Source organism: Aquincola tertiaricarbonis (assembly GCF_000969605.1).
Lineage (GTDB): Bacteria > Pseudomonadota > Gammaproteobacteria > Burkholderiales > Burkholderiaceae_C > Aquincola > Aquincola tertiaricarbonis.
The window spans coordinates 158,107-185,015 of the sequence record NZ_JZUE01000013.1; the positions used below are offsets into that span (position 1 = coordinate 158,107).

A 26,909-nucleotide genomic window follows, 5' to 3' on the forward strand; every position below is an offset into this window, starting at 1 on the left:
GCTGTTGGCCTGGACTTACATGTCCATGCCCATGCCGCCCATGCCACCCATGCCGCCGCCGGCAGGCATCGGAGCCTCGTCCTTCGGGGCTTCGGCGACCATGGCTTCGGTCGTCAGCATCAGCGAGGCCACCGAGGCGGCGTTCTGCAGCGCAGTACGGGTCACCTTGGTCGGGTCCAGAATGCCCATCTCGATCATGTCGCCGTAGGTGTCGTTGGCGGCATTGAAGCCGTAGTTGCCCTTGCCGGCCAGCACCGCGTTCACCACCACCGAGGCTTCGCCGCCGGCGTTGTAGACGATCTCGCGCAGGGGGGCTTCGATGGCCTTCAGCACCAGCTTGACGCCGGCGTCCTGATCGGGGTTGTCACCCTTGATCTCGCCAGCGGCTTGCTTGGCGCGCAGCAGGGCCACGCCACCACCGGCCACGATGCCTTCCTCGACGGCTGCACGGGTGGCGTGCAGGGCGTCTTCGACGCGGGCCTTCTTTTCCTTCATCTCGACTTCGGTGGCGGCACCGACCTTGATGACGGCCACGCCGCCGGCCAGCTTGGCCACGCGTTCCTGCAGCTTCTCGCGGTCGTAGTCCGAGGTGGCTTCCTCGATCTGGATGCGGATCTGCTTGACGCGGGCTTCGATGTCGGCAGCGGCACCGGCGCCATCGATGATGGTGGTGTTTTCCTTGCCCACTTCGACGCGCTTGGCCTGGCCCAAGTCGGCCAGCGTCACCTTCTCGAGCGTCAGGCCCACTTCTTCAGCGATGACCTTGCCGCCGGTCAGGATGGCGATGTCTTCCAGCATGGCCTTGCGGCGGTCGCCGAAGCCAGGCGCCTTGACGGCCACGACCTTCAGGATGCCGCGGATGGTGTTGACCACCAGCGTCGCCAGGGCTTCGCCTTCGACTTCCTCGGCGATGATCAGCAGCGGACGGCCGGCCTTGGCGACTTGTTCCAGCGTGGGCAGCAGGTCGCGGATGTTCGAGATCTTCTTGTCGAACAGCAGGACGAACGGGTTGTCCAGCAGCGCGGCTTGCTTCTCGGGGTTGTTGATGAAGTAGGGCGACAGGTAGCCGCGGTCGAACTGCATGCCTTCGACGACATCCAGCTCGTTGTCCAGGCTCTTGCCGTCTTCGACGGTGATGACGCCTTCCTTGCCGACCTTGTCCATCGCGTCAGCGATGATCTTGCCGATGGATTCGTCGCTGTTGGCCGAGATGGAGCCGACCTGCGCGATTTCCTTGCTGGTGGTGGTGGCCTTCGAGGCCTGCTTCAGCTGCTCGACCAGGGCCGTCACGGCCTTGTCGATGCCGCGCTTCAGGTCCATCGGGTTCATACCGGCGGCCACGTACTTCATGCCTTCGCGCACGATGGCCTGGGCCAGCACGGTGGCGGTGGTGGTGCCGTCACCGGCGTTGTCCGAGGTCTTGGAAGCAACTTCCTTGACCATCTGGGCGCCCATGTTCTGGAGCTTGTCCTTCAGCTCGATTTCCTTGGCGACCGAGACACCGTCCTTGGTGACGGTAGGGGCGCCGAACGAACGCTCGAGCACCACGTTGCGGCCCTTGGGGCCCAGGGTGACCTTGACCGCGTTGGCCAGGATGTTCACGCCTTCGACCATGCGGGCACGTGCCTCGCCGCCGAAGATGACGTCTTTTGCTGCCATGTTTCTTCTCCGAATTCAGTGAATGTGGGCTGACGGGGAGCCGAGCCGGATCCGGGTTCCCCGGTCCGGCGAGAGCCCCCTCGGGGTGGCGAGGATCGCGGCGGCGCCGCGACCGCAGCCTGGGGGCCCCGCTTATTTCTCGACGACGGCGAAGAGGTCCTCTTCGCGCATCACGAGCAGTTCGTCGCCGTCGACCTTGACGGTCTGGCCGCTGTACTTGCCGAACAGCACGCGGTCACCAACCTTGATGTTCAGGGCCACGAAGTCGCCCTTCTCGTTGCGCTTGCCGGGACCCACCGCCAGCACTTCGCCCTGGTCGGGCTTCTCGGCGGCGTTGTCGGGGATCACGATGCCAGAGGCGGTCTTGGTTTCTTGTTCCAGGCGCTTGACGATCACGCGATCGTGCAACGGACGAAGTTTCATGGGTTCTCCTAGTGCAATTGACACTTTGGGTGGGCTCACGGGCCGTGGCGGCAGTCGCCTCGACCCGTTCAGTCGGTCTCTTTTGGAGTGTTAGCACTCAACCGTGTCGAGTGCTAGCAAACGGATTATAGGGACGGCGGACGCCGATTCAAGGGGTGGGCGAACGCCTACCTGCCAGCGACGGGAAATTCCAGCCAGGTCACCAGGGCGGCCGCCTCGTCGTCGCCAGGCGCTGCCTGCCGCCGGAATTCGATGCGACCGCCCAGAGAGCGGGCCAGCCCGCGCAGGATGCGGAAACCCAGCCGGTCGCCGGCATCGGCGTCGAAGTCGGCGGGCAGGCCGGCGCCGTCGTCGGTGATGGTGAGCACGCACCGACCCGGCCCCGCATTGTCCAGCGTGATATCGATGGTGCCGCCCCGACCGGCGGTAAAGCCGTGTTTCAACGCATTGGTCACCACTTCCACCACCAGCAGCGAGAGCGTCACCGTGCGGTCGAAGTCCAGCACCAGCGGCGGGCCCTGCACCTGGCAGCGCACCTCCGCCTGCCCGGCGGCGGCGATCACGTCGTCGCACAGCGTGCGCAGGGTCAGGGTCAGCGGCACGTCGGCACTGTCCGGGGCGTGCAGCCGGCGGTGGATGCGCGACATCATGTCGAAGCGGTGGCGGGCTTCGCTGAGCGCCTGCGCGGCTTCCGGGTTGTGGGCCAGGCGCTTGTGCTGCACCGCCAGCAGCCCGCCGATGAAGGCCAGGTTGTTGGCCACGCGGTGCTGCAGTTCACTGAACAGCGTGGTGCGCTGGTCCAGCAGGGCGCGGGTGCGCTGCTGCTCCGCGGCCAGGCGGTCCAGCGCATGGTTCATCAGGCCCACCACCAGGATGTTGACCACCGCCACCAGGGCGAACAGGCCCATGGCCAGCACCGACGCCAGGTCCAGCCCCAGCGCGGTGAACGGGCGGATGAACCAGTACCACGCGGCCAGCAGCGAAAGCACCGCGCACAGGGCGCCGGGGCCGCGGCCACCCACCAGCGTGCTGAGCAGCATCGCCGGGAAGAAGGTGAGGAACGGGAAGCCCAGCGGCAGCCACGCGCCCATGGCAAAACGCGCGGCCAGCGCGATGCCAAAGGTGGCGAGGCTGAAGCCGTAGCCGAACAGCGGCCGGCTGCGTGAGCGCGCGGCGAAGGCCAGGAACCGATCCCACGGGCGGCTGCTCAAGGTGCACTCCCTCACGACGTTGCCCCGCGCGGGGCCCGGCCGCATGCATGCACGGCCGGGCTGCCCGACGGGCGCGACTATAGGGGCGTGCGGCCCGGCTCGGCCAGCCGGCGCAGTCGCTGGGCGGTGGTTTCGTCGGCGGGATAGAAGGCTTCCAGCGCCAGCTCCGCCAGCGTGATGTCGCGCGGCGTGCCGAACACCGTGGTGGTGGACAACAGCGACAACGGGCCCACCGGCGTGGACAGGCGCAGCGGCATGGCAATGCCGCCAGGCTCGGGATCGTCGACCGGTCCGGGCGCGGCGGCTTCCACCGAGGCCGGTGATGGCAGCGCCTGCAGCTCCTGCAGCAGCGCGGCCAGCACCGGGTCGCCGGTGCCGCCGGCCTGCTGGCGCAGCCGCTCCAGCAGGTGGGCGCGCCAGGCGCGGTAGTTGAGGATGCGCGGCGCCAGGCCGTCGGGATGCAGGCTCAGCCGCAGCACGTTGACCGGCGGCGCCATCAGGCCGCTGCCCACGCCGGCCAGCAACAGCGGCAGCATGCGGTTGGCCGCCACCAGCTGCCAGTGGCGGTCGATCGCCAACGCCGGCCAGGGCTCATGCGCCTGCAGCACCTGCTGCACGGCCTGGCGCACCGGCGCCAGCGCCGGGTCGTCGAGCGGGCGCTCGGCATACAGCGGCGCATAGCCGGCCGCCACCAGCATTGCGTTGCGCTCGCGCAGCGGCACCTGCAGCTGCTCGGCCAGGCGCAGCACCATCTCGCGGCTGGGCGCGGCCTTGCCGCTTTCCAGGCAGCTGAGGTGGCGCTGCGACACGTCGGCCTGCAGGGCGAACGCCAGCTGGCTCAGACGCCGGCGCTGGCGCCACTGGCGCAGGTGCTCCCCGATGGGCGTGGCGGTGGCCGCCACCGTCAGGCGGCCTCCGGCAGCGCGTCGATGAAGCCGGTGACTTCCAGCAGCCGGCCGCCGTGCAGCGTGGCGAAGTCGGTGCCGCGGATGGGCGCCGGCTGGGCACCGGCCGGGCCCAGGTGCCACGAGAACCGCAGCCGGTCGGCGTGCCCATCGGCCGAGCCTTCGGCCAGCATGAAGCGAAAGCCGGGAAAGCGCTGCTGCACGGCGGTGATCAGCGCGTCGATCTGCGCATGGCCGCTGGCCTGCATCATCGGGTCCATGTAGCGGCCTTCCTCATGCCACAGCGCCTGCAGCAGGTGATTGCGGCGCTGCGCATCGGGCTCGTTCCACAAGGCGATGTAGCGCTGGGCCAGCTGCTGTGCCTGCTGCTGGGCGGGGGTGGGGGCTTCTGACATCTGGATCTCCAGGAGGTTGCGGGCCTCCAGCATCGGCCCGCAGCGGCCACCGCTCAACGACCTCGCAGGTCATCGCGCCACGGCCTGCCGCCTCAGCCCGCCGTGTCGCCGATGGTCACCAGCGGCTTGAAGCCACCCCAGAACATGCGCTTGCCATCGAACGGCATGTTCTGCGGATCCATGTCGGCCAGCCGCGGGTCGGCCATCACCGCGGCATTGATGCGGTCGCGCTCCTCGCGCGAGGCGTAGACGATGTAGGCGAACACCACGGTCTCGTCGTCCTTGAGCTGCACGCTGCGCGGGAAGGAGGTCACCTCGCCCACCTTGACGTCGTCGGCCACGCATTCGCAGTAGGCCAGTGCGCCGTGCTCCATCCACACCGCGCCGGCCTTCTCGGCCAGCAGGCGGTAGTCGTCCAGCCTGCTCTTGGGCACGGGCACCACGAATCCATCGACATATCGCGACATGGGAATCTCCTGGAAGTCGGCGCCGGCCTCAGGCCGCGCCGGGATGGGCCGCCGGGCGGGCGGCAACGGGGGCACGCATGAACAGCGCGCCGATCAGCGCCGCCACGGCGGCGAACACGGCACCCAGCAGCAGGGCCAGCTGGTAGCCGGTGTGAAGGGCCTCGGTGGCCGGCATGCCGCCGGCCAGCGCTGCGCTGGTGCGTGCGGCCGCCAGGCTGGCCAGCACGGCCAGGCCCAGCGCGCCGCCCATCATGAAGGCGGTGTTGACCACGCCGGAGGCCAGGCCCGATTCGTCCTCGCGCACGTCGCTCATCGCCGCCAGCAGCATCGGGTTGAAGGCCACGCCCGCGCCGAGGCCGAGCAGCAGCATCGGCGGCAGCACATGCAGCATGAAGCTGCCGACCACCGGCGCCTGCGCGAACCACGCCAGGCCGACGGCGGCCAGCCCCAGCCCGGCGGCCATCGGCCGGCGCAGGCCGAAGCGCATCACGATGCGGGCCGACAGCCCGAGGGAGAACGCCGCCATCAGAAGGTTGGCGGGCAGGAAGCCCAGGCCCACCTGCATCGGCGAATAGCCCAGCACGCCCTGCATGTACAGCGCCGAGACGAAGAACCACGCGAACATCGCCGCCGCCCACAGCACGCCGGCCGCATTGGCCGTGGCCACGTTGCGCAGCCTGAACAGCCGCAGCGGCACCAGCGGCGAGGCCACCCGCTGCTCGATCACCAGGAAGGCTGCGAACAGCAGCACCGCCGCGCCCAGCACGCCCAGCGTGCGCGGCGAAAGCCAGCCCGCGGCGTTGCCGTCCACCACGCCGTACACCGCCAGCATCAACGACAGCGTGATGGTGGCTGCGCCCGCCAGGTCCAGCCGCACCGGGCCGGCGCCGCCGCGCGCGGCGGGCAGCAGCCGCCAGGAGGCGATGAACACGCCCAGGCCGATCGGCAGGTTCACCAGGAAGATGGCAGGCCAGCCCAGCGTGCCGGTGAGCAGCCCGCCCATCAGCACGCCGATGCTGCCGCCGCTGGCGCACACGAAGCCGTACACGCCCATGGCCCTGGCCCGGTCCGCCGGCGTTTGGAACAGGGTCATGATGAGCGACAGCGCCACCGCCGAGACCACCGCGCCCGCCACGCCCTGCACCGCGCGTGAAGCGATCAACAGGCCTTGCGTGTGGCTGAGGCCGCAGGCCAGCGAGGCGACAGTGAAGGCGGTAATGCCGACCAGGAACAACCGCCGGTGCCCGTACAGGTCGCCCAGCCGGCCGCCCAGCAGCAGGAAGCCGCCAAAGGTGAGCATGTAGGCATTGACCACCCACACCAGCGAGGTCTCGCTGAACTGCAGGTCGGCGCGGATGGAGGGCAGCGCCACGTTCACGATGGTCGTGTCCAGCACGATCATCAGCACGCCCAGGCACAGCACGGTCAGTGCCAGCCAGCGCTGTCGCAGGTGGGGCTCGGTCGCTTGTGGTGCGGTGGGCGCCATGGGGCCATCGTCCTCGAGGTGAAGCCGGCTCGGCGAGCCTGCAACCCTACGACGAACGAGCGCCGGCCGCATCGACATGCCGGTGTGGACACAGCGGGCGACGCCGAAAAATTCGTAACCAAGGCTCGCAGCAGGGACGCCCGGCGCGGCGCGGTCCATGCGCGGCGCTGCGCAGGGTTGGCGCTACAGCGCGTCGGCTTCCAGCTGCGTGTCGATCTGGATGTCGCCCACCAGCGTCTTGTGCACCGGGCAGGCCTCGGCCACGCGAAGCAGCGCGGCACGCTGGTCGTCGGTGAGCGCGCCGAACACCTGGATGCTGCGTCGCATGCGGTAGACGCCCGCCTCGTGCGTGTGCGTCACCTTGACGTCGATCTGCCGGATGTCGAAGGCCTTGCGCTGGGCATAGAGCTCCAGCGTCAGCGTGGTGCAGGCGGCCAGCGCCGCATCCAGCAGGTCGTGCGGCGAAGGATGCGCCGCTGTCTCGCCGGGCTTGGCGTCCACGTCCACGGCCAGCAGGCCGCCGGGCAGCGCCACCTCGCAGGCGGTGACGCCACGGTCCACGTTCCATTGCGCCTGGATGGTCATGCCTTCATCCTCTTGTCGTTGCAGGCCACGGGGGCTTCTTCCTCGTCGGGCAGCACCTGCGTGGGCAGGTTGCCGATGCGCTTCATGTTCTTGCTGCCCCATTCGCACAGCGGCCCGAGGGCTGTCATCAGCGATTCACCAAAGGGCGTGATCGTGTAGTCCACGCGTGGCGGCACTTCCTGGTAGTTTCTGCGCAGCACCACGCCGTCGAGTTCCAGCTCCTTCAGCTCCTGCGTCAACATCTTCTCGCTGATGTTGCCGATGAGCCTGCGCAGCTCGCCGAACCGGCGCGCCTCGCCACCCGTCAGGTTGTACAGGATCAGCAGCTTCCACTTGCCGCCGATGAGCGACAGCGCTGCTTCCAGGCCGCAGCCGTAGGTCTTGCGAATCATGGCGCCTCCGAAAAATTTGTGGCACTTACCAAAAGGTGGGTACTTGCCATTCGGAAATTGAGATCGCATTGTAGAGCCCAAGTTCCCCGGCTCGCACCGCGGAACGCTGACAACAACGATCTTGGCGTTTCCCTTTTTCCAGCAGGAGTACCCCCATGAACCGCAATCCCTTGAGCCGGCCACGAGCCTGGTGGCTCGGCGGCCTTGCCGTCACCGCGATCGCCGCCGCTGCGGCGCTGAGCCTGTCGCCCCGCAGCGATGCGGCCGACGTGCCCGCCGCGCAGGCGGCCCCTCCGGCGGTGCCGGTGTCGGTGGCCACCGTCGAGGCGCGTGACGTCACCGCCTGGGACGAGTTCTCCGGCCGGCTGGAAGCGGTGGACCGCGTGGAGGTGCGCTCCCGCGTGGCCGGTGCGGTGCAGGCGGTGCACTTCCGCGAAGGCTCGCTGGTGAAGAAGGGCGACCTGCTGCTGACCATCGACCCCGCGCCCTATGCCGCCGAGGTGGACCGCGCCGAGGCGCAGGTGACCGCGGCGCAGGCCCGCGTGGCCTTCACGCAGAGCGAGGCCGAGCGTTCGCAGCGCCTCTGGCAGGAACAGGCCATCGCCCAGCGCGAGCTGGACGAGCGCCGCAATGCCCACAACGAGGCCGCCGCCAACCTGCGCGCGGCGCAGGCCGCGCTGCAGTCGGCCCGGCTCAACCTCGGCTACACCCAGGTGCGTGCGCCGGTGTCCGGCCGCGTGGGCCGCATCGAGGTGACCGTGGGCAACCTGATCTCGGCCGGTGCCGGTGCGCCGGTGCTCACCACGCTGGTGTCGGTGAGCCCGATCTACGCCACCTTCGATGCCGACGAGCGCATCGTCACCAAGGCGCTGGCCGAGCTGCCGGGCACGCAGCGGCATGAGCAGCTGCAGCGCATCCCGGTGCGCATGGAAACCGCCGACGGCGTGTCGGTCGATGGCCGGCTGCAACTGATCGACAACATGGTGGACGCACGCAGCGGCACGGTGCGCGTGCGCGCGGTGTTCGACAACCCGCAGGGGCAGCTCACGCCGGGCCAGTTCGCGCGGCTGCGCATGGGCCAGGCCAGGACCGGCCAGGCGCTGCTGCTGAACGAACGCGCGGTGGGCACCGACCAGAGCAAGCGCTACGTGATGGTGGTGGGCGAGGGCGACAAGGTGGCCTGGCGCGAGGTGACCCTGGGCGCCTCGGTCGATGGCCTGCGCATCGTCACGCAGGGCCTGAAGGCCGGCGAGCGCGTGGTGGTCAACGGCCTGCAGCGGGTGCGCCCGGGCGTGCAGGTGGCGCCCAAGCTGGTGCCGATGGATGCCAAGCCCGACGTGACCGCCGCCACCGAGCGCAAGGCCGCACAGGCCAACTCGTGATCGGGAGCGCGACATGAACCTGTCCAAGTTCTTCATCGACCGGCCCATCTTCGCGGGCGTGCTGTCGGTGCTGATGCTCATCGGCGGCCTGCTGGCGCTGCGGGTGCTGCCGGTGTCCGAGTACCCGGAAGTGGTGCCGCCTTCGGTGGTGGTGCGGGCGCAGTACCCCGGCGCCAATCCGAAGGTGATCGCCGAGACCGTGGCCACGCCGCTGGAGGAATCGATCAACGGCGTGGAAGGCATGCTCTACATGAGCAGCCAGGCCACCACCGACGGCGTGATGCAGCTCACCGTCACCTTCGCGCTGGGCGTCGACCCCGACAAGGCGCAGCAGCTGGTGCAGAACCGCGTCTCGCAGGCGGAGCCGCGGCTGCCCGAGGAAGTGCGTCGGCTGGGCGTGACCACCATCAAGAGCTCGCCCGACCTCACGCTGGTGGTGCATTTGGTGTCGCCCACCGGCCGCTATGACAACACCTACCTGCGCAACTACGCCGCCATCAACCTGAAGGACCGCCTGGCGCGCCTGAAGGGCGTGGGCCAGGTGCAGCTGTGGGGCAGCGGCGACTACGCGATGCGCGTGTGGCTGGACCCGGCCAAGGTGGCCGAGCGCGGCCTGGCCGCCGGCGACGTGGCTGCCGCCATCCGTCAGCAGAACGTGCAGGCCGCGGCCGGCGTGGTGGGTGCTTCGCCGGGCCTGCCGGGCGTGGATTTCCAGCTCTCGGTGAATGCCCAGGGCCGGCTGGAAAGCGAGGAGCAGTTCGGCGACATCATCGTCAAGACCGGTGCCGACGGCGCCGTGACCCGCCTGCGCGACGTGGCGCGGCTGGAGCTGGGCGCGGCCGACTATGCGCTGCGCTCGCTGCTCGACAACAAGGAGGCGGTGGCCATCGCCATCCTGGCTTCGCCGGGCTCCAACGCCATCGACATCGCCGACCAGGTGCGCGCCACCATGGCCGAGGCGCAGCAGGCCATGCCGGAGGGCGTGGAATACAGCATCGTCTACGACACCACGCAGTTCGTGCGCGCGTCCATCGAATCGGTGGTGCACACGCTGCTGGAGGCGGTGCTGCTGGTGGTCATCGTGGTGATCGTGTTCCTGCAGACCTGGCGCGCCTCCATCATTCCGCTGCTGGCGGTGCCGGTGTCGGTGGTGGGCACCTTCGCGGTGATGCACCTGTTCGGCTTCTCGATCAATGCGCTGAGCCTGTTCGGCCTGGTGCTGGCCATCGGCATCGTGGTGGACGACGCCATCGTGGTGGTGGAGAACGTCGAGCGCAACATCGAGGCGGGCCTGAGCCCGCGCGAGGCCACCTACCGCGCGATGCGCGAGGTGTCCGGCCCCATCATCGCGATCGCGCTGGTGCTGGTGGCGGTGTTCGTGCCGCTGGCCTTCATCAGCGGCCTGACCGGCCAGTTCTACCGCCAGTTCGCGCTGACCATCGCCATCTCCACGGTGATCTCGGCCATCAACTCGCTGACGCTCTCGCCCGCGCTGGCCGCGCTGCTGCTCAAGGGCCATGACGAGCCCAAGGACGCGCTGACCCGCGGCATGGACCGGGCCTTCGGCTGGTTCTTCCGCGGCTTCAACAAGGCCTTCGGCCGCAGCTCCGAGGCCTACAGCCGCGGCGTCACCCGCGTGCTGGGCCGCAAGGCGCTGATGATGGCGCTGTACCTGGGCCTGGTGGCGCTGACCTTCGGCCTGTTCAAGTCGGTGCCCAGCGGCTTCGTGCCCGCGCAGGACAAGCAATACCTGATCGGCTTCGCCCAGCTGCCCGACGGCGCCACGCTGGACCGCACCGACGAGGTGATCCGCCGCATGGGCGAGATCACGCTGAAGCAGCCGGGCGTGGAGCACGCCATCTCGTTCCCGGGCCTGTCGATCAACGGCTTCACCAACAGCTCCAACTCGGGCGTGGTGTTCGTCAGCCTGAAGCCTTTCGAGGAACGCACCGACAAGAGCCTGAACGCCGGCGCCATCGCCGGGGCGCTGAACCAGCAGTTCGCGCAGATCGAGGATGCGTTCATCGTCATGTTCCCGCCGCCGCCGGTGCAGGGGCTGGGCACCACGGGCGGCTTCAAGCTGCAGCTGGAGGACCGCGCCTCGCTCGGCTACGAGGCGCTGGACGCGGCCACCAAGGCCTTCATGGCCAAGGCCTACCAGACGCCCGAGCTGGCCGGCATGTTCAGCAGCTACCAGGTGAACGTGCCGCAGCTCTACGCCAACATCGACCGCACCAAGGCGCGGCAGCTGGGCGTGGCGGTGACCGACGTGTTCGACACGATGCAGATCTACCTCGGCAGCCTGTACGTGAACGACTTCAACAAGTTCGGCCGCACGTACTCGGTGCGGGTGCAGGCCGATGCCGAGCACCGCGCACGGGCCGACGACATCGGCCTGCTGAAGGTGCGCTCGGCCACCGGCGAGATGGTGCCGCTGGCCGCGCTGATGAACGTGCAGCCCAGCTTCGGGCCCGAGCGCGCGATGCGCTACAACGGCTTCCTGTCGGCCGACATCAACGGTGGCCCGGCCCCGGGTTATTCGTCGGGCCAGGCGCGCGAGGCCATCGAGCGCATCGCCAAGGAGACGCTGCCGCCCGGCATCGGCTTCGAATGGACCGAGCTGACGTACCAGGAGATCCTGGCCGGCAACTCCGCGGTCATCGTGTTCCCGCTGGCCATCCTGCTGGTGTTCCTGGTGCTGGCCGCGCAGTACGAGAGCCTGACGCTGCCGCTGGCCATCATCCTCATCGTGCCGATGGGGCTGCTGGCGGCGATGACGGGCGTGTGGCTGTCCGATGGCGACAGCAACGTGTTCACGCAGATCGGGCTGGTGGTGCTGGTGGGGCTGAGCGCGAAGAACGCGATCCTGATCGTGGAATTCGCGCGCGAGCTGGAGTTTGCCGGCCGCACGCCGCTGCAGGCCGCCATCGAGGCCAGCCGCCTGCGCCTGCGTCCCATCCTGATGACCTCGCTGGCCTTCGTGATGGGTGTGCTGCCGCTGGTGCTGTCCACCGGCGCGGGCGCCGAGATGCGCAGCGCCATGGGCATCGCGGTGTTCGCCGGGATGATCGGCGTCACGGCCTTCGGCCTCTTCCTCACGCCGGTGTTCTACGTGCTGCTGCGCCAGCTCACCGGCAACCGGCCGCTGAAGCTGCATGGCGAGGTGCCGCACCTGGAGGCCTTCGCCGGTGCCCATGCGGCGCCCGCCACGGGCGGTGCCGGCCTGCAGCCCTCACCGGCCGCGCCGCGCCACCCGCACGACGCCTGATGCCCGCCGCCAAGGAGAACAAGATGAAGAACCTGAACCGTTGGACGCGGCTCACGCCGCTGCTGGCCGCGCTGGTGCTGGCCGGCTGCGCCACCGCGCTGCCGCCGGTGGAAGACCGCCTGCTGCCTGCCACGCCGGCCGCCTTCAAGGAAACCGATGGCCGCTGGGCCCAGGCCACGCCGGCCGATGCCCAGCCGCGCGGCGAATGGTGGAAGAGCTTCGGCGATGCCGAACTCGACCGCTGGGTGGAACGTGCCGGCGAGCAGAACACCAGCATCCAGCAGGCTGCGGCACGGCTGCAGCAGGCGCGGGCGCTGGTGCGCTCGGCCGACGCGAACCGCGCGCCGCAGGTGGGCGTGGGGGCCGGCTTGTCCAGGCAAGCGGGTGTGGACAACAACGGCCCGGCCAACACCCTGGCCCGCGTGGGCATCGACCTGCAGTACGAGCTGGACCTGTTCGGCCGGCTCTCGCGGGCCAGCCAGGCGGCCGAGCTGGATGCGCAGAGCCGGGCGGCCCTGTTGCAGAGCACCCGCCTGCTGGTGCAGGCCGACACGGCGCAGACCTACCTGGCGCTGCGCATGCTGGACGCCGAGCGGGCGCTGGTGCGCGACACCGTCAACGCCTACCGCGACACGCTGCGCCTGACCGAGCGCCGCCAGCAGGCCGGCGACATCGCCGAGCTGGACGTGGCCCGCGTGCGCACCGAGGTGGCCGCCACCGAATCGGAAGCGCTGGCGCTCGACCAGCGCCGCGCGACGCTGGAGCATGCGCTGGCGGTGCTGGTGGGCGAGGCCGCCTCCAGCTTCAGCGTGCCGCCGCAGGACTGGTCGGCCGCGCTGCCCACGGTGCCGCCGGGCCTGCCCAGCACCGTGCTGCAGCGCCGGCCCGACGTGGCCGCCGCCCAGCGCAGCATGCTGGCCGCGCAGGCGCGGGTGGGCGTGGCCCAGGCCGCCTGGTTCCCGAGCGTGTCGCTCACCGGCAGTGCCGGCCAGGCGTCCACCGACGTCGGCGACCTGTTCAAGTGGTCGATGCGCAGCTGGGGCGTGGGGGCGTTGCTGTCGCTGCCGCTGTTCGATGGCGGCCGCCGACAGGCCGGCGTCGACAGCGCCCGGGCCGAGCTGGACGGCGCGCTGGCCGGCTACCGCGAGCAGGTGCTGGTGGCCTTCCGCGACGTGGAGGACCAACTGGCCGCGCTGCGCCTGCTGGCCGACCAGGCGGAGGCGCAGTCGCGCGCGGTGGCATCCGCCACCCGGGCCACGAGCCTGTCCACCTCACGTTACCGCAATGGTTACGTGAGCCAGCTCGACCTGCTGGACGCCCAGCGCACCGAGCTGCGCAACCGCCGGCAGGCGCTGCAGGTGCGGGCCGCTCAGTACCAGGCCACCGTCGGCCTGGTGCGAGCATTGGGCGGCGGCTGGGACGTGGCCGGCGGATGACGCGCACACTGGCCCTCCGATGGAGATGATCGCCCTGGCCCTGGCGGGCCTGCTGCTGGTGGGCTGGTTCCTGGGCCAGCCCTGGCTGCGCGAACAGCGCCGCAGGCGCTGGCGTGCGCAGCCGTTTCCGGCGGCCTGGCGGCGCATCCTGCGGCGGCGCGTGCCGCTGGTGCGCAGGCTGCCGGCGTACCTGCAGCTGCAGCTCAAGCAGCGCATCCAGGTCTTCCTGGCCGAGGTGCCTTTCATCGGCTGCGACGGGCTGGTGGTCACCGACGAGATGCGCGTGACCGTGGCCGCGCAGGCCAGCCTGCTGCTGCTCAACCGGCCGCAGGCGGCCTTCACCGAGCTGCGGCAGGTGCTGCTGTACCCCGGCGCCTTCGTGGTGGACCGGGTGCGGCCGGCCGGCGGCGGCGTGCAGCACGACGACCGGCGTGTGCTGGCCGGCGAATCGTGGTCGCAGGGCCAGGTGCTGCTCTCGTGGCACGACGCGCTGATGGGCGCGGCCGACCCGGACGATGGCCACAACGTGGTGATCCATGAATTCGCGCACCAGCTCGACCAGATCACGGGCGCCGCCAACGGTGCGCCGCCGCTGGCCGGGCGCTTGCACTACCAGCGCTGGTCGCAGGTGCTGGGCGCGGCCTTCGAGCGCTTGCGCCAGCAGCTGGCGGCCGGCGAGCCCACGCTCTTCGATGCCTACGGCGCCACCGAGCCGGCGGAGTTCTTCGCGGTGGCCACCGAGGTGTTCTTCGAGCAGCCACAACGGCTGGCCGCCGAACACCCGGCGCTGTATGCCGAGTTGCGCGGCTACTACCAGGTGGACCCGGCGGGCTGGTAGGCCGGGGCGGGGTCAGGCTCGCTGAGGCACCCGCGACGGCGCGACGGTCTGGCCCGCCAGCGGATGGGCGATGCGTCCGTCGCCATAGCTGCCGACCACCTGCGCGATCACGACCTGGTAGCCGTTGAGCCAGCGGGACTGGGCCTGCTTGGCCTCAACGTGCGAAGGGTGCCGCATCAGCGCCTGCAGCGCGTCCATCGACTCCCAGTAGTACACGTTGCAGACGAGCCCCGTGGCCGGGTTCTCCCACGCCTCCTCGCCCAGGTAGCCGGGAATCGAGCGCGCCACCTCGGCGATCACCTGGTCCAGCGCATGGAAGGCGTCGTCGTACTGCCCGGGCAGGAAGGTGAAGGTGGAGGTGTACATGGCCTGCTCAAGCCGCCAGTGCAGCATGCAGCGCCACGAACTCCTGCGTGAGCTTGTGGCGCGCGTCCAGGTGCACCATCGGCTTGGCCTGCTCGTGCGACTCCTTGATCTTCACGCTGGCGCTCAGGTAGGGCTGCAGCACCGGCAGGCCTTCGTCGATCAGCTCCTGCACCGTGCGCTGCGGCAGGCTGGCGCGCGGCTGGAACTGGTTGACCACGATGCCTTCGACCTCCAGGCCATCGTTGTGGTCGGCGCGGATCTCCTGCACGGTTTCCATCAGGCCGTAGAGCGCGCGGCGGGAGAAGTCGTCGCAGTCGAAGGGGATCAGGCAGCGCTCGGCCGCGATCAGGGCGGAGCGGGTATAGAAGTTCAGTGCCGGCGGGGTGTCGATCCAGATGTCGTCGAACTCGTCGGCCAGCTCGGCCAGCGCATCCCGCAGCTTGTAGATCTTGTAGCGCGACTCCAGCTTGCCGTGCAGCTCGTCCAGGTGGATGCTGGCCGGCATCAGGCTCAGGTTCTCCCACGGCGTGGCCACGATGAAGTCGGTGGTGGCCGGCGGCCGCACGCTGAACTTCAGCGTCTGCTCGAAGAACTCGGCGGCGCCGGCGCCCAGGCCTTCGGCCGCGGCCTGGCCCATCAGGTAGTGGGTGGTGTTGCCCTGCGAGTCCAGGTCCACCACCAGCGTGCGATGCCCCTGTTGCGCGCCGATGGCGGCCAGGTTGCAGGTGATGGTGGACTTGCCCACGCCACCCTTCTGATTGAACACGACACGGCGCATGCGGCTTCCCCTGGTGACTCGATCCGGAGCGCCGATTGTGCAATGCAGCAGCTGCTCAGCCCGTGCTCACCGGATGGCCCGCGGCGGCCCAGGCTTCCAGCCCGCCGGCCAGCGGCTGCACACGGGTGAAGCCCTGACGGGCCAGGCGCTGCGCGGCCAGCGCGGCAGAGGCCTCGTTCGGGCAGTTGCAATACAGCACGATGTGCGCATCGCGCGGCAGGCCGGCCGCATGGGCCAGGATGTCCGGCAGGGCCACGGGGCGGGCGCCCGGAATGCGCCGCGGGTCCAGCTGGCCTGCGGTGCCCGAGCGCACGTCGATCACCACTGGCGCGGCGTCGGCCGCCTGCAGCAGCTGGCGCAGCTCGGTCACGCTGATGCGCTGCATCGCCAGCGCCCGCAGGAAGCGCCGGCGGCGCCACCAGCGCCAGCCGGCAAAGCCGGCCACCAGCGCCACCAGCAGCATGCCGGCCGCCATGCCGGCCTGGGCCAGTGCCGCCAGCACCGCATCCACCTGCCGGCTGAAGGCGGCGCCCAGGCCCAGGAACAGGCCCGACCAGATGGCGCCGGCCACGACGTCGTAGGCCACGAAGCGGGGCACCGACATGCCCAGCGCACCGGCCATCGGCGCGGCCACCACCGACACGCCCGGCACGAACTTGGCCGCCACCAGCGCGCTGCCGCCCCAGCGGGTCATCATCGTCTCGCTCTGGCGCACGCAGGAATCGGGGGACAGCGAGAGCCGGCACAGCAGGCCCATGACGCGGTGGCCGTAGCGGCGCCCGGCAGCGAACCACACGGCGTCGCCGGCCACGTTGGCCACGATGGCCAGGCCCAGGGCCCACCACCATGGCGGCGTGGCACCACCGGCCGGCCCCGCGGCCAGGCCGCCTGCGACCACCAGCAGCGGCGCGGCGGGCACCGGCACGCCGGCCCGTGCGGCCAGGGTGACCAGGAAGACGATCAGCAGGCCGTGTTCAGCCAGCAGGGACATCAAGGCTTGCATGCCCCATTCTTGCCGCGATCAGGCGAAGTGGTCGCCGCCGATGCAGGCGCACAGCACCTTGGGCGCCTGGCGCGGCGCGGTGCCCGGCGTGCTGGTGGGGGTGGCGGAGGGGGTCGTGGCCGAAGGCATGGCCGTGGGTGCCTGTGCCGGTGCGGTGGCCGCGGGCGTGGCGGCCTGCCGCGGTGCCACCGCCGGCGCCGGGCCGGCCCAGGCCACGCTGGCGGCAAAGCCCAGCGCGGCGACGGTGAACACGAATGCGGTCTTCATGGTGTGGCTCCTCTTGTCTAGACAAGGTTGCGGGCAGCCCTGGAACGACGACGGGCGGCCCTTGCAGGCCGCCCGTCGTCAGGCGCGGGGCGCAAGGCGGGTCAGCCGCGTGAGTACAGCGCTTGCTGGCCTTGGCTCAGCGCACCGCTCTTCATGGCATTGATGGTTTCGGCGCGAACTTCGGCACGGCTGCGCTCGGAAGCCGCAGGGCGCTGGGCCAGGTAGCCGTAGCCGTCGGCATCGGTACGCAGTTCACCGTTGGCACGGGCCTGGAGCAGCTCGGCCTGCACTTGCGCGCGGGTCTTGGTGGACTTGAATTCCTGCTGCGTGACGGTGTAGCCGTAGGTGTCGCCCAGGTGGGCCTGCGCGAAGGTGGCGCCGCTCATCAGCGTGAGGCCGGCGGCCAGGGCCGCGGCGTAGATGGTCTTGCTGTTCATGATGTGCTTTCGTTCGTTGCGTGAGTAAGGTGCTCAGCCGCGGCTGTAGTTGCCCTGGCTCAGGTGCTCGCCGGCCTGGATGGCCTTGATGACTTCGGCGCGCACTTCGGCACGGGTCTTGGTGGACGCGGTGGGGGCCGCGAAGCCACGCTCGCCCAGGCCGTAGCCCTCGGCGGTGATGCGCAGCTCGCCATTGGCGCGGGCCTGGGCCAGCTCGGCGTTCACCTGGGCGCGGGTCTTGGTGGAAGGGGCCTGCAGCTCGGGCACGTTGTAGCCGCCGGTGTCGCCGTACACCTGGGCGGTGGCGGCGGTGGAGGCCAGCAGGGCGATGAGCGAAGCGGCGACGGTGGTGGCGATGCGGTTCTTGGTGGTCATGATGTGTGCTCCTATGGAGAGAGACTGTAGGGACGGTGGCTGCCTGGAAAAAGCGCCTGGCCGTCAATGCGTCATTGCGTGGGCTGCAACAGTGGCCGTGGGCGCACCGGCTTGCCTAGACAAGTTGGCTGCGCTGCCGGCTCAGCCGCGGATGTGGTCGCCGCGGCTCAGCGCCTCGCCCGACTTCAGGGCCTTCACGGCCTCGGCCTGCACTTCCGCACGGGTGCGGGTGGAGGGCGCGGCATGGCGGCGGGCGAAGTCGTAGCCGTCGGCATCGGTGCGCAGCTCGCCGTTGGCACGGGCCTGCTGCAGTTCGGCCAGCACCTGGGCGCGGGTCTTGGGGGCGACCTGGGTCTTCAGTTCCGGCACGTCGTAGCCGCCGGTGTCGCCATACACCTGGGCGGTGGCGGCACCCGAGGCGAGCAGGGCGACGAGCGAAGCGGCGATGAGGGACTTGGTGTTCATGATGACGATTCCTTCAAGAGTGGAGTGATCTGGTTTCGTCGGCCGGGCGCTGCTTGCGTTGTGTGTCGGAGTGCCCTGTCGATGGGATGAACTGTAGGCAGCCACCCCCTCGGGAAACAGGCCCGCCACGCCAATGGCTCATTGCATTGCCGTCAACAATCACGGCGCATGCGACGGGTGGCTGCCGCACAATTCCTGCATGTCCCTGCCCGTTCCCTCCCAGCCCGAAGGCCCCTTCATGCGACTGGCCGGCCAGCGTGTGGAACTGGTGGCCTCCGCCTTCGTCGAGCCCGCCGCGGTGGCCGACTACTACCGCCGCAACGCGGCCCACTTCAGCCGCTGGGACCCGCCCTCGCCGCCCGGCTTCGCCAGCGCGGCGGTGCAGGCCGAGCGCCTGCAGATGGCGGCCGTGGCCTTCGGCATGGGCACCGGCTTCCGCTACTGGCTGGTGGAGCCGCATGCGCCGCAGCGCGTGGTGGGCAGCGTGCATTTCTCCAACGTGGCGCGTGGTCCGTTCCAAAGCGCCTCGCTGGGCTACTCGGTGGACCAGAGCCTGGAAGGCCGCGGCGTGATGGCCGAGGCGCTGGCACGCGGCATCGAGGAGATGTTCTCGCCGCGCGGCCGGCTGCATCGCATCGAAGCCGGGATCCGGCCCGAGAACGAACGCAGCCTGGCGCTCATCCGCCGCATGAGCTTCACGCAGATCGGCCTGGCGCCGCAGTACCTGATGATCGACGGCCAATGGCGCGACCACCTGCTGTGGCAGCGGGTGAATGCGGACTGGCAGCCGCCCGACGCGCAGGCCTAGCCAGGCGCCGGGCTCCTCGCGCGGCCCGGGCGCGGCCATAAACTCGGCCGCAGGCAATGCAGGGGAAGCCCATGACACACCACGCTCTTCGTTCGCGCTTCTTCATGGCCGTGGTCCTGGCCGGTGCCGGCACGCTGGCGCAGGCGCAGCCGGCCGAGGCCGCATCGCAGCCCGAGCCGATGCTGCGCGGGGCCGACGTGACCGAATCGGCGCTGGTGGACGCGCTGGCCATCGAGGCGCCCGAGCCGCCGGCAGATGCCAAGACGCGCGGCTTCCGCCCGGCGGTGCGTCCGCCCAGCAACAAGCCGGCCGCGCCGGGCAAGGCCTCGCTGCTCATCACCTTTCCCACCGATTCGGCGGAGCTGACGGCCGAGAGCAAGGCCGCACTGGACACGGTGGCCAAGGCGCTGCAATCGGACAAGCTGGCCGGTTTCGGCTTCCGGGTGGAAGGCCATGCCGACCCGCGCGGGCAGGCCGACCGCAACATGAAGCTGTCGCAGCTGCGCGCGCAGGCGGTGGTCGACTACCTGGTGACCGTGCGCGGCGTGCTGCCCGAGCGGCTGGCGCCCCAGGGCAAGGGATCCACCGAGCCGGTGGACGCCGCGCGGCCGGAGGCGCCGGAGAACCGGCGGGTGACCATCGTCACCAACCGGTAGATGCAGCACCCGGTCCCGTGCATGCACGGGCCCACCCGCCGAGCGCCGTTCAGCGCCCGAGTTCGCGCTTCTCGAACAGGTAGTCGCCGCCGGCGGTGTGGCTGCTGGAGGAGAAGGCCCCGTATTGCGGGCGCTGGGGCAGCTCGCGGGCGACCGCGAAGCGCACGCGCTCGAACACGTTGCCGCCGGGCTGCCAGGTGGGCACCTGCTGCAGCGTGCGCATCAGGTTCCAGGCAAAGGTGCTGTGGCCTTCCTTGCCGGCATCGAACACCGGCTCGTTGCCGCCCGAGGACATGACCACCGCCGTGCGGCGTGACAGCACCTGCGCCGGGTCCAGCGCGCTGGTGGCCGCGCGGATGCGGGCGTCGGACACCAGGGTGCCCGAGTAGCAGCTGTCCGAGATCAAGGCTACCTGGCTGGCGCCCAGGCGCTCCACTGCGCGGCCGATGTCGGCATTGCTGATCCAGGTCTCGGGCCGCGTCGCGTCGGCGTCGGCCGGCTGCCAGTAGCCTTCCCCGGTGGCAGGCACCACCGCGCCATGGCCGGCGTAGTAGATGACCACGGAATCATCCGGCCCGGCCTCGGTGGCCAGGCGGTTCAGCGTGCGCATCACGGTGTCCTTGCTGGCGTTCTCGATGACGAGCGTCTCGTAGCCCAGCGCGGACTGCATCAGCGCACCCACGGCACGTGCGTCGCTGGCCGCGTTGTCCAGCTGCGGGATGCGGCCGTCGGCATAGCGGTCGGTGCCGATGAGCACGGCGAGCTTGCGCTGGATCTGCGGCAGCGCGGCGTTGCGCACCGTGGCGCGGGCCGGGAACAGCGGCGCGGGCAGGGCCGGCGCCGCCGCCTGCAGCACCGGGGAGGGCGGAGCCACCGGGGCCGGCGCGGCAGGTGCCGGCGCAGGCGCAGGTCCGGGCGCAGGCGCCTCGGGCACTGCGGCCGGCGCTCCGGCCTGGGCGGCGCGTGCGGCGCGGATCTCGTCGCGCTGCTTCACGGTGATCATGCAGATGCCGCTTTCGGCCTGCTCCGGCGTCTCGCAGGCCTTCACGTCCGCCGCCTGCGGATTGCGGCTGAGCTGGGCCAGCGCATCCGAGAAGATCTGCTGCTTCAGCCGGTCGCGCGAGGCCAGCAGCGTGGCCAGCGCCTCCTGGGACAGCGCGCCCACCGGCACGGTGCCGAAACGCGGCGTGCTGGCGGGGCCGGGCACCAGCGCCTGCGTGGCGTCCAGCGCGCGGTTCTGCAGCGGCACGGGCACCACCGGCGGCTGCTGCAGCACCACGGCCAGCACCCGCGCCAGCTCCTGCGGCGCCGCCTGCTGCAGCGGCGTGGTGGCTTCCACCGGCGGCGCGCTGGGCGGCGGCGGGGCGGGCGGTTCGGCCGGAGGTACCACGGGAGGCACCACGGGCGGTGCCACCAGCGTCAGTGCGAGCGCATTGCCCTCGGCCTGGGTGAAGCGGTAGTTACGGGCGGACAGGCCGCCGCCTTCGATGGCATAGCGTCCGGCGGGCGAAGTGCTGCCAGCCGGGCTGCTGAACTGCAGCGTGCCGCTGGTGGCATTGCCCACGTTCTCGCCTTCGATGAAGCCGCTGACCTGGCCGGTGAAGGCCGGCAGCACGCTGCCGGCGGCCGCGGTCACCGGGTCGGCCAGGTAGGTCAGGGTGCGCAGGCCGATCTCGGCGGTGGTGGTGAGCGAGCCCGGCACGCTGTAGTTGGCCACCCGGCCACTGCTGCCATCGGCGGCCGAAACGCTCACCAGCACCGTCTTGCCTGCGCCGGCATTGGCGTCGCTGAAGCGACCGCTGGTGGTCAAGGCCAGCTGCTCGCCCTCCACCAGCCCGGACACGCCGGCCAGGCTGACGTTGGCCACGTCGGTGCCGTCGTACAGCTTGCCGTCGGCCAGCACGTTGAGCGTGAGCGGCCGCGGCGTGATGCGGGCGGTGGTGCTGGCGCTGCTGCTGGCCAGCTGGTAGTCGCTGGCGCGGCCACCGGCGCCGTCGGCCAGCCCCAGGCTCACCGTCACCGGCTTGCCGGTGCCGGCATTGGCATCGGCGAAGCGGGCATCCAGCGTGAGGTCGAGCGCCTCGCCCTCCACCAGGCCCACCAGACCGCCGGCCGTGGCAGTGGTGGTGGTCAGGCCGTCGTACACCTTGTCGGCCGCGGTCACGCCCGACACGCTCAGGGTGCGCGGCGTGATGCTGCCGGTCAGGCCGGCGCTGCGGTAGCCGTACACCGGCTTGCCCGCGGCGTCGGTGGCGCTGATCAGCGCGCTGTCGGCGGTGATGGCCTTGCCGGTGCCCGCACGGGCATCGCTGTACAGGGCGGTGCCCGAGCCCACCTGCAGCTGGTCGCCCGCCAGCGCGCCGCTGCCCAGCAGCACCGCGCCCGGCGCCAGCAGGACCGAGGCCGAGCCGTCGTACACCTTGCTGATGCTGCCGCTGAGGGTGACGACCGGCGCCACCGAGAACAGCAGCCCGTTGCCGCTGCCCAGCACCGTGGGCGCATCGCCGAACACCGCGTCGTACTGGCGGAAGTCGTGCGCCAGATTGCCGGCATCGAAGCCGGCGGACGGGTTGCTTGCATAGACAAGCCAGCGGCCGTTGGTGGCCTGCAGCGCCGGGCTGGCCGCGCCATGGCTGAAGCGGTCGGCATTGCGCCCGCCGCTGCCGGCGATGACGATGGCATCGCCCGCCGCGCCCGCGCTCACGCTGGTGCTGTCGGCCAGCGTCACGCCCGCGGCCAGCAGGCGCACCGTGCTGTCGGTGGAGACGAAGCTGGCGTCCGCCAGCGTGATGTCGCCCGCCAGCGATTCCAGCGTGACGGCCGTGGCCTGGCCGCTGAAGTTGACGGCGCTGCCGCCCGCCAGGGTGATGTCGCGCTGCGCCTGCATCAGCAGGCTGGTGGGCGCGCCGTTGATGGAAGCCGAGTTGAAGAAGCCGCCATCGGCATCCAGCATGTCGATGCCGCCGGTGGAGGTGATGCTGGCGGTGCCGCCGTTGGGCACGGCTACCTGCGCGCCGACGATGCCCAGCCGGTGCTCGCCGCTGCCCAGTGCCTGCAGGCTGAGCGAGGCCGCGCCGCCGGCCGACACGATGGCGCCGCCATAGCCGTCGGAGGCCAGCAGCAGCGAGTAGCCTCCGTCGGCCGAATCCAGCGTGCCCTGCACCAGCAGGCTGGCCTGGTTGCCGGCGCTGATGCTGCCGCTGCCGTTCTCGGCCTGCGCATACACGCCCTGTGCCACCACGGGCGTGCTGGAGGACGCCGCGCCCTGCAGCGTGGCCGTGCCGACGATGCTGAGCGACGCGCTGGCATCGGGCGCGGGCGGCTGCACGCTCACCTGCGCGCCCACGATGCCCACGCCGGCCACCAGGCTGGCGCGCTGGGGATCGGTGCCGGTGGGATCGGTGGCGCCCAGCGCCTGGCCCTGGATGCTGAGCGACTGCGTGGCCACCAGGCTGCCGCCATCGATGAACACGCCCTGGCGGAAGTTGCCGCCGTCGACCCAGCCCTGCACCGTGATGTTGCGGGCCGACAGGTTGCTGCCGTCCAGCAGCACGCCGCCGGTGGTGCTGCTGGCCACCGCCGAGGCGCCGCGCAGCGTGATGCTGCCGCTGCCGGCGGTGAGCGTGCTGCCGAACACGTCCACGCCGTAGGCGAAGTCCGAGTCCACGCCCACCGCGCCGGCAAACGGCGCGTTGCCCTGCGGCCCGGTGGCCACGCCGTTGCCGCCCAGCAGCAGGTTGCCGTTGTTGGTGTTGAGGGTGCTGCTGCCGACCACGATGGAGCCGGCGCCGCCGTCCTTGGCCGCGTTGAACGTGATGTCCAGCGGCGCGCCGGTCGCGCTGATGGTGGAGCCCGACAGCTGGATGTTGCGGTGCGCATTCAGCGTGAGCGACACCGGCGAGTTCAGCGCCGGCGCGATGGTGGCGCCGATCATGCGGATGCTGCCCTCCTCGCTGTTGCTGCCGCCGGTGCCGGTGGTGATGCTGACGTTGTTGCCCGCCTCCAGCGCGGTGCGGATGGTCAGGGTGGAGATCTGCGCCGCGTCATCGGTGCTGGTGAAGTCGGGGTTGCCGACGATCTGCGTGTCGCTGACGTTGTCCGCGATCTCGATGTCGTTCGGGTCCAGCAGCCAGGTGCCGGCGCGCCCGCGCGGCGCCTGCACCGTGACCGCCGCCGGCCGCGCATCCAGCCAGCCACCCGAGGTTTCCACCAGGCCGCCATGGCCACGCAGCGGCCCGCCGGTGGCGCTGAAGCGGCCATAGGCGCGGGTGGCCAGATCGGACCACACGACGATGCGTCCGCCATCGCCCGCACCGGTGGCGTCGGCCGCCAGCAGCGCGCCGGGGGCGATGAAGGCCGCCTGCGCATGCGGCACGCCGGGATCGCGGCCCTGGGCGCCGCCGCCCACCAGCAGCTCGCCGCCGCCGGCGTGGCCGGAGGCCTCCAGCACGCCGCCGTCCAGCACCGCCACGTGGCGGCCCAGCAGCCGCAGCTGGCCGCCGCCGCCCGCGCTGCCGATGACGGCCGCGGTGCCGGCCACCAGCGCCGTGCCTTGCGCGCCCGCATCCAGCGTGATGCGGCCGCCGCTGCCGCCGCTGGCACTGCTGTGGCTGCCGGCGCCCAGCTGCAGCTGCTGGCTGGCCTGCAGCACCAGCTCGCCACCGGGGCCGGCCGCCAGGGCATCGGCCCGCATCACGCCCTGCTGGTTGACGATGGCGGCCTGCACGTCGATGCGGCCGGCCGGCGCGATCACCTGGCCCAGGTTCAGGGCCTCGCCGGCCGGTGCGGCCACGCGCAGCGCCAGATGGGGCGCCTGCGTGTCCACCAGCTCGATCTCCTGCCCGGCGGCCAGCATCACCTGTCCGCCGGGCGCTTCGATCAGGCCTTCGTTGGCCACGCCCGCGGCCGACGCCAGCAGCGCCACCCGCCCGCCGGAGGCGGTGCGCAGCGCGCCCTGGTTGACGATGCGGCCTTCGCCGGCCAGCGTGTCGGCCGCGCCGAAGCGGTAGCGGCCGGCCAGGAAGTCGGCGTCGCCCAGGTTCAGCGTGGACACCACCAGCCCCGCCACGTCCACCCGCGCGCCGGCACCGAACAGCACGCCGTGCGGATTCAGCAGCCACACCTTGCCGTTGCTGGTGAGGCTGCCCAGGATGGCCGAGGGATCGGCGCCGGTGACGCGGTTGAGCACCTGGCTGGCGGCGCTGGCCTGGTCGAAATGCACCGACTGCTGCGCCCCGATGGAGAAGCTGCGCCAGTTCAGGATGGCATTGGGGCTGTTGCGCACCGTCATCTGCTGGCCGGCGGTGGTGGCCGCGGCCTGGCCGTGCACCACCTGCAGGCCGCTGGGCAGGGCCTGCGCCTGCAGTGCGGACGGGCCGGCCAGGCTCAGGGCCAGCGCCATGGCCAGCGGATGCGGGCGGGCGCGCAATGCGGAGCCGCGGACGGATGGGAGCGGGAGGCGGGCCATGGTGTGTCCTTCAGAAGCTGGTGCTGACGGCCACATGCGCGCGCAAGTCGTGGCGGTCGGTCTGCGGGGCGGCCTTCAGGGCCTGGGCGACATGCAGCGTGCCCTGCCAGCGGCCCAGCGCGGCGCGCAGGCCCAGGCCCCAGGCGCGCAGGCTGCATTCGTCGCGGCCCTCCTCACAGGGCAGGCCGCGGCGGTTGCCCACCCAGCCGGCGTCGAAGAAGCCCAGCGCCCGCACGGTGGCGTCGGCGCCGCCGGCCAGCAGCTCGGGGCCCAGCAGTTCCAGCGCCGCCTGCAGGCCGCGGTCGCCGGCCAGCTCGCGCTCGCGGTAGCCACGCACCGAGCCCGCCCCGCCGATGCCGAACTGCTCGCCCGGCACCATCGCCTGGTTGGTGAACTGGCCCGCTGCGCGCAGCTGCAGGTTCCAGCCTTCATAAGGTGAAGCGCCCAGCTGCAGCGTGCTGCGCAGCGCGGTGAACCGGGGCTGGGCGCCTTCGCGCACCGCCTCGAAGCGGCTGCTGCGGGCCCGGCCGCCACCCAGCTGCAGGTTGTGGTGCAGGCCGACCGACAGGCCATAGGCCAGGGCGCCGCCGCGCTGCAACGAGTACTCCAGCGAGACCGGCTGCACCGAGACGCTCTCGCCGGCCGAGCCGCAGGCACCCTCGGGCAGGCCGGCAATGCGGCAGCTGTTCAGGTAGGCGCGGTAGTCCAGGCCCAGGGCCAGCCGCTGGTCGGCCTCGCCCCAGCGGGGCAGCAGCAGCGTGGCGCGCACACCGGCCAGGCGGCCGCGGCCGGCAAAGCTCAGCGGACCCACCACGGTGGTGGTGGTGCCGCCGTCCACGTCGGACCAGGCGGCATAGGCATCGACGAAGGTGTGCCGCGCATACAGCGGCAGCCGGTAGCTGCCGCTGAGCACCTTCACCGCGCTGGGCTTGTCCGGTGCCGTCTGCGCATTGAGGGTGAGCACGTCGTCGCGGTCGCTCAGGTTGGCGTGCTGCCAGCCCAGGCCGGCGCGCAAATGGCCGGTGCGCCGGTTGCCGCGGTTGTCCAGGCTGGCCGTCCAGCGCTGCAGCGGCTGCTCGCTGACCACGATGCGTGCATCGGTCTCGCCCGGCGCCGCGCCGGGCTGCAGCAGCACCTGCAGCTGCTTGGCGGGGTTCTCGTTGGACATGCCGATCTGCGTGTCCAGCGCCTGCAGCCGCGGCGTGCTGCCCGGCACCAGTGCGGGCAGGCCGGCGCGCACGTTGTCGGCACTGAACTGCTTCTGGCCCTCGATCGCCACCCGCGCCAGCCGGCCCTCCACCACGGTGATGCGCACCACGCCGTCGGCCGGCTGCTGCGGCGGCACGAAGGCCACCACGCCGCCATAACCCGCCTGGGCATACAGGGCCTGCAGCGCGGCTGCCGCCGCCTGCAACTCCGCCACGCTGCGCTGGCCGGCATGGGGCGCAAGCACGGCGTCGATGCGCTCGGCCGGCAGCAGCGTGTTGCCCTCCACCCGGAAACCGCTGACCTGCAGCCGCGGCGCCTCGGCAGCGGCCGGGGCCGACGCCACGGCCGGCGGTGCACCGGCCGTCTGGGCGCCCGCGGCGCCAGCCAGGGTGGCCAGCAGGCCGGCCTGCAGCGCCGTCGGCAGCATGGCGCGGCGCCAGCGCGGCAGGGGGGAGAGGGGGTTGCTCATGCCGTCCTTTCAGTGGCCCTCCACGAGGGGCGGCAGAGGATACGCCCGCGGTGACAAAACGTTCATCCCGAAGAACACGCAGGCTGCAGGTCGGCAGAGGCGATGCCTGCGCGCCACATAAGTCGGTTCGAAGATGCGCAAACCAGCCGAAATCGCGGGTCA

24 protein-coding genes are annotated in these 26,909 nt (G+C 71.1%); 6 read left to right on the plus strand and 18 right to left on the minus strand.

What is annotated here, in order from left to right:
- Positions 1–15: 15 nt before the first annotated feature.
- The 9 genes from groL to VO99_RS17590 form a co-directional block, all read right to left on the minus strand.
- A complete protein-coding gene (groL, locus tag VO99_RS17550; protein WP_046114189.1) occupies positions 16–1,659 on the minus strand; it encodes a chaperonin GroEL in 1,644 nt (547 codons plus the stop codon).
- A gap of 132 nt (positions 1,660–1,791) precedes the next feature.
- A complete protein-coding gene (groES, locus tag VO99_RS17555) occupies positions 1,792–2,082 on the minus strand; it encodes a co-chaperone GroES (protein WP_046114190.1) in 291 nt (96 codons plus the stop codon).
- A 167-nt stretch (positions 2,083–2,249) separates the two neighbouring features.
- On the minus strand, positions 2,250–3,293 hold the full coding sequence (locus tag VO99_RS17560) for a sensor histidine kinase (RefSeq protein WP_052736418.1): 1,044 nt from the start codon (positions 3,291–3,293) through the stop codon (positions 2,250–2,252).
- A 77-nt stretch (positions 3,294–3,370) separates the two neighbouring features.
- Positions 3,371–4,195: a helix-turn-helix domain-containing protein gene (locus VO99_RS17565; RefSeq protein ID WP_046114191.1), complete on the minus strand. Its 825-nt coding sequence runs from the start codon at positions 4,193–4,195 to the stop codon at positions 3,371–3,373.
- A 2-nt stretch (positions 4,196–4,197) separates the two neighbouring features.
- Positions 4,198–4,593 (minus strand): nuclear transport factor 2 family protein, encoded by a 396-nt coding sequence (locus VO99_RS17570; RefSeq protein WP_046114250.1) that lies wholly within the window; start codon positions 4,591–4,593, stop codon positions 4,198–4,200.
- Positions 4,594–4,685: 92 nt separating this feature from the next.
- Positions 4,686–5,060 (minus strand): DUF1428 domain-containing protein, encoded by a 375-nt coding sequence (locus VO99_RS17575; protein ID WP_046114251.1) that lies wholly within the window; start codon positions 5,058–5,060, stop codon positions 4,686–4,688.
- A 28-nt stretch (positions 5,061–5,088) separates the two neighbouring features.
- Positions 5,089–6,546, minus strand: a complete 1,458-nt coding sequence (locus VO99_RS17580; protein WP_046114192.1) for an MFS transporter — start codon at positions 6,544–6,546, stop codon at positions 5,089–5,091.
- A 183-nt stretch (positions 6,547–6,729) separates the two neighbouring features.
- Positions 6,730–7,131 (minus strand): OsmC family protein, encoded by a 402-nt coding sequence (locus tag VO99_RS17585; RefSeq protein ID WP_046114193.1) that lies wholly within the window; start codon positions 7,129–7,131, stop codon positions 6,730–6,732.
- Positions 7,128–7,523, minus strand: a complete 396-nt coding sequence (locus VO99_RS17590) for a winged helix-turn-helix transcriptional regulator (protein ID WP_046114194.1) — start codon at positions 7,521–7,523, stop codon at positions 7,128–7,130. Before VO99_RS17590 ends, VO99_RS17585 begins: the two co-directional genes overlap by 4 nt.
- A gap of 155 nt (positions 7,524–7,678) precedes the next feature.
- On the opposite strand from VO99_RS17590, the gene VO99_RS17595 reads away from it, so the two are divergent.
- Genes VO99_RS17595 through VO99_RS17610 form a run of 4 tightly spaced genes read left to right on the plus strand, consistent with a single transcriptional unit; the run spans position 7,679 to position 14,447 of the window.
- Positions 7,679–8,905 (plus strand): efflux RND transporter periplasmic adaptor subunit, encoded by a 1,227-nt coding sequence (locus VO99_RS17595; protein WP_046114195.1) that lies wholly within the window; start codon positions 7,679–7,681, stop codon positions 8,903–8,905.
- Between the two features lie 13 nt (positions 8,906–8,918).
- On the plus strand, positions 8,919–12,173 hold the full coding sequence (locus VO99_RS17600; protein ID WP_046114196.1) for an efflux RND transporter permease subunit: 3,255 nt from the start codon (positions 8,919–8,921) through the stop codon (positions 12,171–12,173).
- A gap of 23 nt (positions 12,174–12,196) precedes the next feature.
- A complete protein-coding gene (locus VO99_RS17605) occupies positions 12,197–13,609 on the plus strand; it encodes an efflux transporter outer membrane subunit (RefSeq protein WP_046114252.1) in 1,413 nt (470 codons plus the stop codon).
- Positions 13,610–13,628: 19 nt separating this feature from the next.
- A complete protein-coding gene (locus VO99_RS17610; RefSeq protein WP_046114197.1) occupies positions 13,629–14,447 on the plus strand; it encodes a M90 family metallopeptidase in 819 nt (272 codons plus the stop codon).
- A 12-nt stretch (positions 14,448–14,459) separates the two neighbouring features.
- On the opposite strand, the gene VO99_RS17615 is transcribed toward VO99_RS17610, so the two are convergent.
- From VO99_RS17615 to VO99_RS17645, 7 genes are all read right to left on the minus strand, one after another.
- Positions 14,460–14,813, minus strand: coding sequence for an antibiotic biosynthesis monooxygenase family protein (locus VO99_RS17615; RefSeq protein ID WP_046114253.1), 354 nt, complete (start codon positions 14,811–14,813; stop codon positions 14,460–14,462).
- A gap of 7 nt (positions 14,814–14,820) precedes the next feature.
- Complete coding sequence (locus VO99_RS17620; protein ID WP_046114198.1) at positions 14,821–15,591, minus strand: ParA family protein; 771 nt, start codon at positions 15,589–15,591, stop codon at positions 14,821–14,823.
- A 55-nt stretch (positions 15,592–15,646) separates the two neighbouring features.
- On the minus strand, positions 15,647–16,594 hold the full coding sequence (locus VO99_RS17625) for a rhodanese-like domain-containing protein (RefSeq protein ID WP_046114199.1): 948 nt from the start codon (positions 16,592–16,594) through the stop codon (positions 15,647–15,649).
- Between the two features lie 18 nt (positions 16,595–16,612).
- A complete protein-coding gene (locus VO99_RS17630; protein ID WP_046114200.1) occupies positions 16,613–16,861 on the minus strand; it encodes a hypothetical protein in 249 nt (82 codons plus the stop codon).
- 101 nt (positions 16,862–16,962) lie between these two features.
- Positions 16,963–17,298, minus strand: a complete 336-nt coding sequence (locus tag VO99_RS17635; protein ID WP_046114201.1) for a DUF4148 domain-containing protein — start codon at positions 17,296–17,298, stop codon at positions 16,963–16,965.
- Between the two features lie 33 nt (positions 17,299–17,331).
- Positions 17,332–17,673, minus strand: coding sequence for a DUF4148 domain-containing protein (locus tag VO99_RS17640; RefSeq protein WP_046114202.1), 342 nt, complete (start codon positions 17,671–17,673; stop codon positions 17,332–17,334).
- Positions 17,674–17,814: 141 nt separating this feature from the next.
- Positions 17,815–18,138: a DUF4148 domain-containing protein gene (locus VO99_RS17645; protein WP_046114203.1), complete on the minus strand. Its 324-nt coding sequence runs from the start codon at positions 18,136–18,138 to the stop codon at positions 17,815–17,817.
- Between the two features lie 199 nt (positions 18,139–18,337).
- Here VO99_RS17645 and VO99_RS17650 point away from each other — a divergent pair, with 199 nt between their 5' ends.
- Positions 18,338–18,946, plus strand: coding sequence for a GNAT family N-acetyltransferase (locus VO99_RS17650; RefSeq protein ID WP_052736419.1), 609 nt, complete (start codon positions 18,338–18,340; stop codon positions 18,944–18,946).
- Positions 18,947–19,017: 71 nt separating this feature from the next.
- Positions 19,018–19,602, plus strand: coding sequence for an OmpA family protein (locus VO99_RS17655; protein ID WP_232315402.1), 585 nt, complete (start codon positions 19,018–19,020; stop codon positions 19,600–19,602).
- A gap of 49 nt (positions 19,603–19,651) precedes the next feature.
- On the opposite strand, the gene VO99_RS17660 is transcribed toward VO99_RS17655, so the two are convergent.
- Together VO99_RS17660 and VO99_RS17665 are read right to left on the minus strand one after the other, a co-directional pair.
- Positions 19,652–25,069: a YDG domain-containing protein gene (locus tag VO99_RS17660; protein ID WP_198156974.1), complete on the minus strand. Its 5,418-nt coding sequence runs from the start codon at positions 25,067–25,069 to the stop codon at positions 19,652–19,654.
- A gap of 10 nt (positions 25,070–25,079) precedes the next feature.
- Positions 25,080–26,747 (minus strand): ShlB/FhaC/HecB family hemolysin secretion/activation protein, encoded by a 1,668-nt coding sequence (locus VO99_RS17665; protein ID WP_157039611.1) that lies wholly within the window; start codon positions 26,745–26,747, stop codon positions 25,080–25,082.
- Positions 26,748–26,909 lie beyond the last annotated feature (162 nt).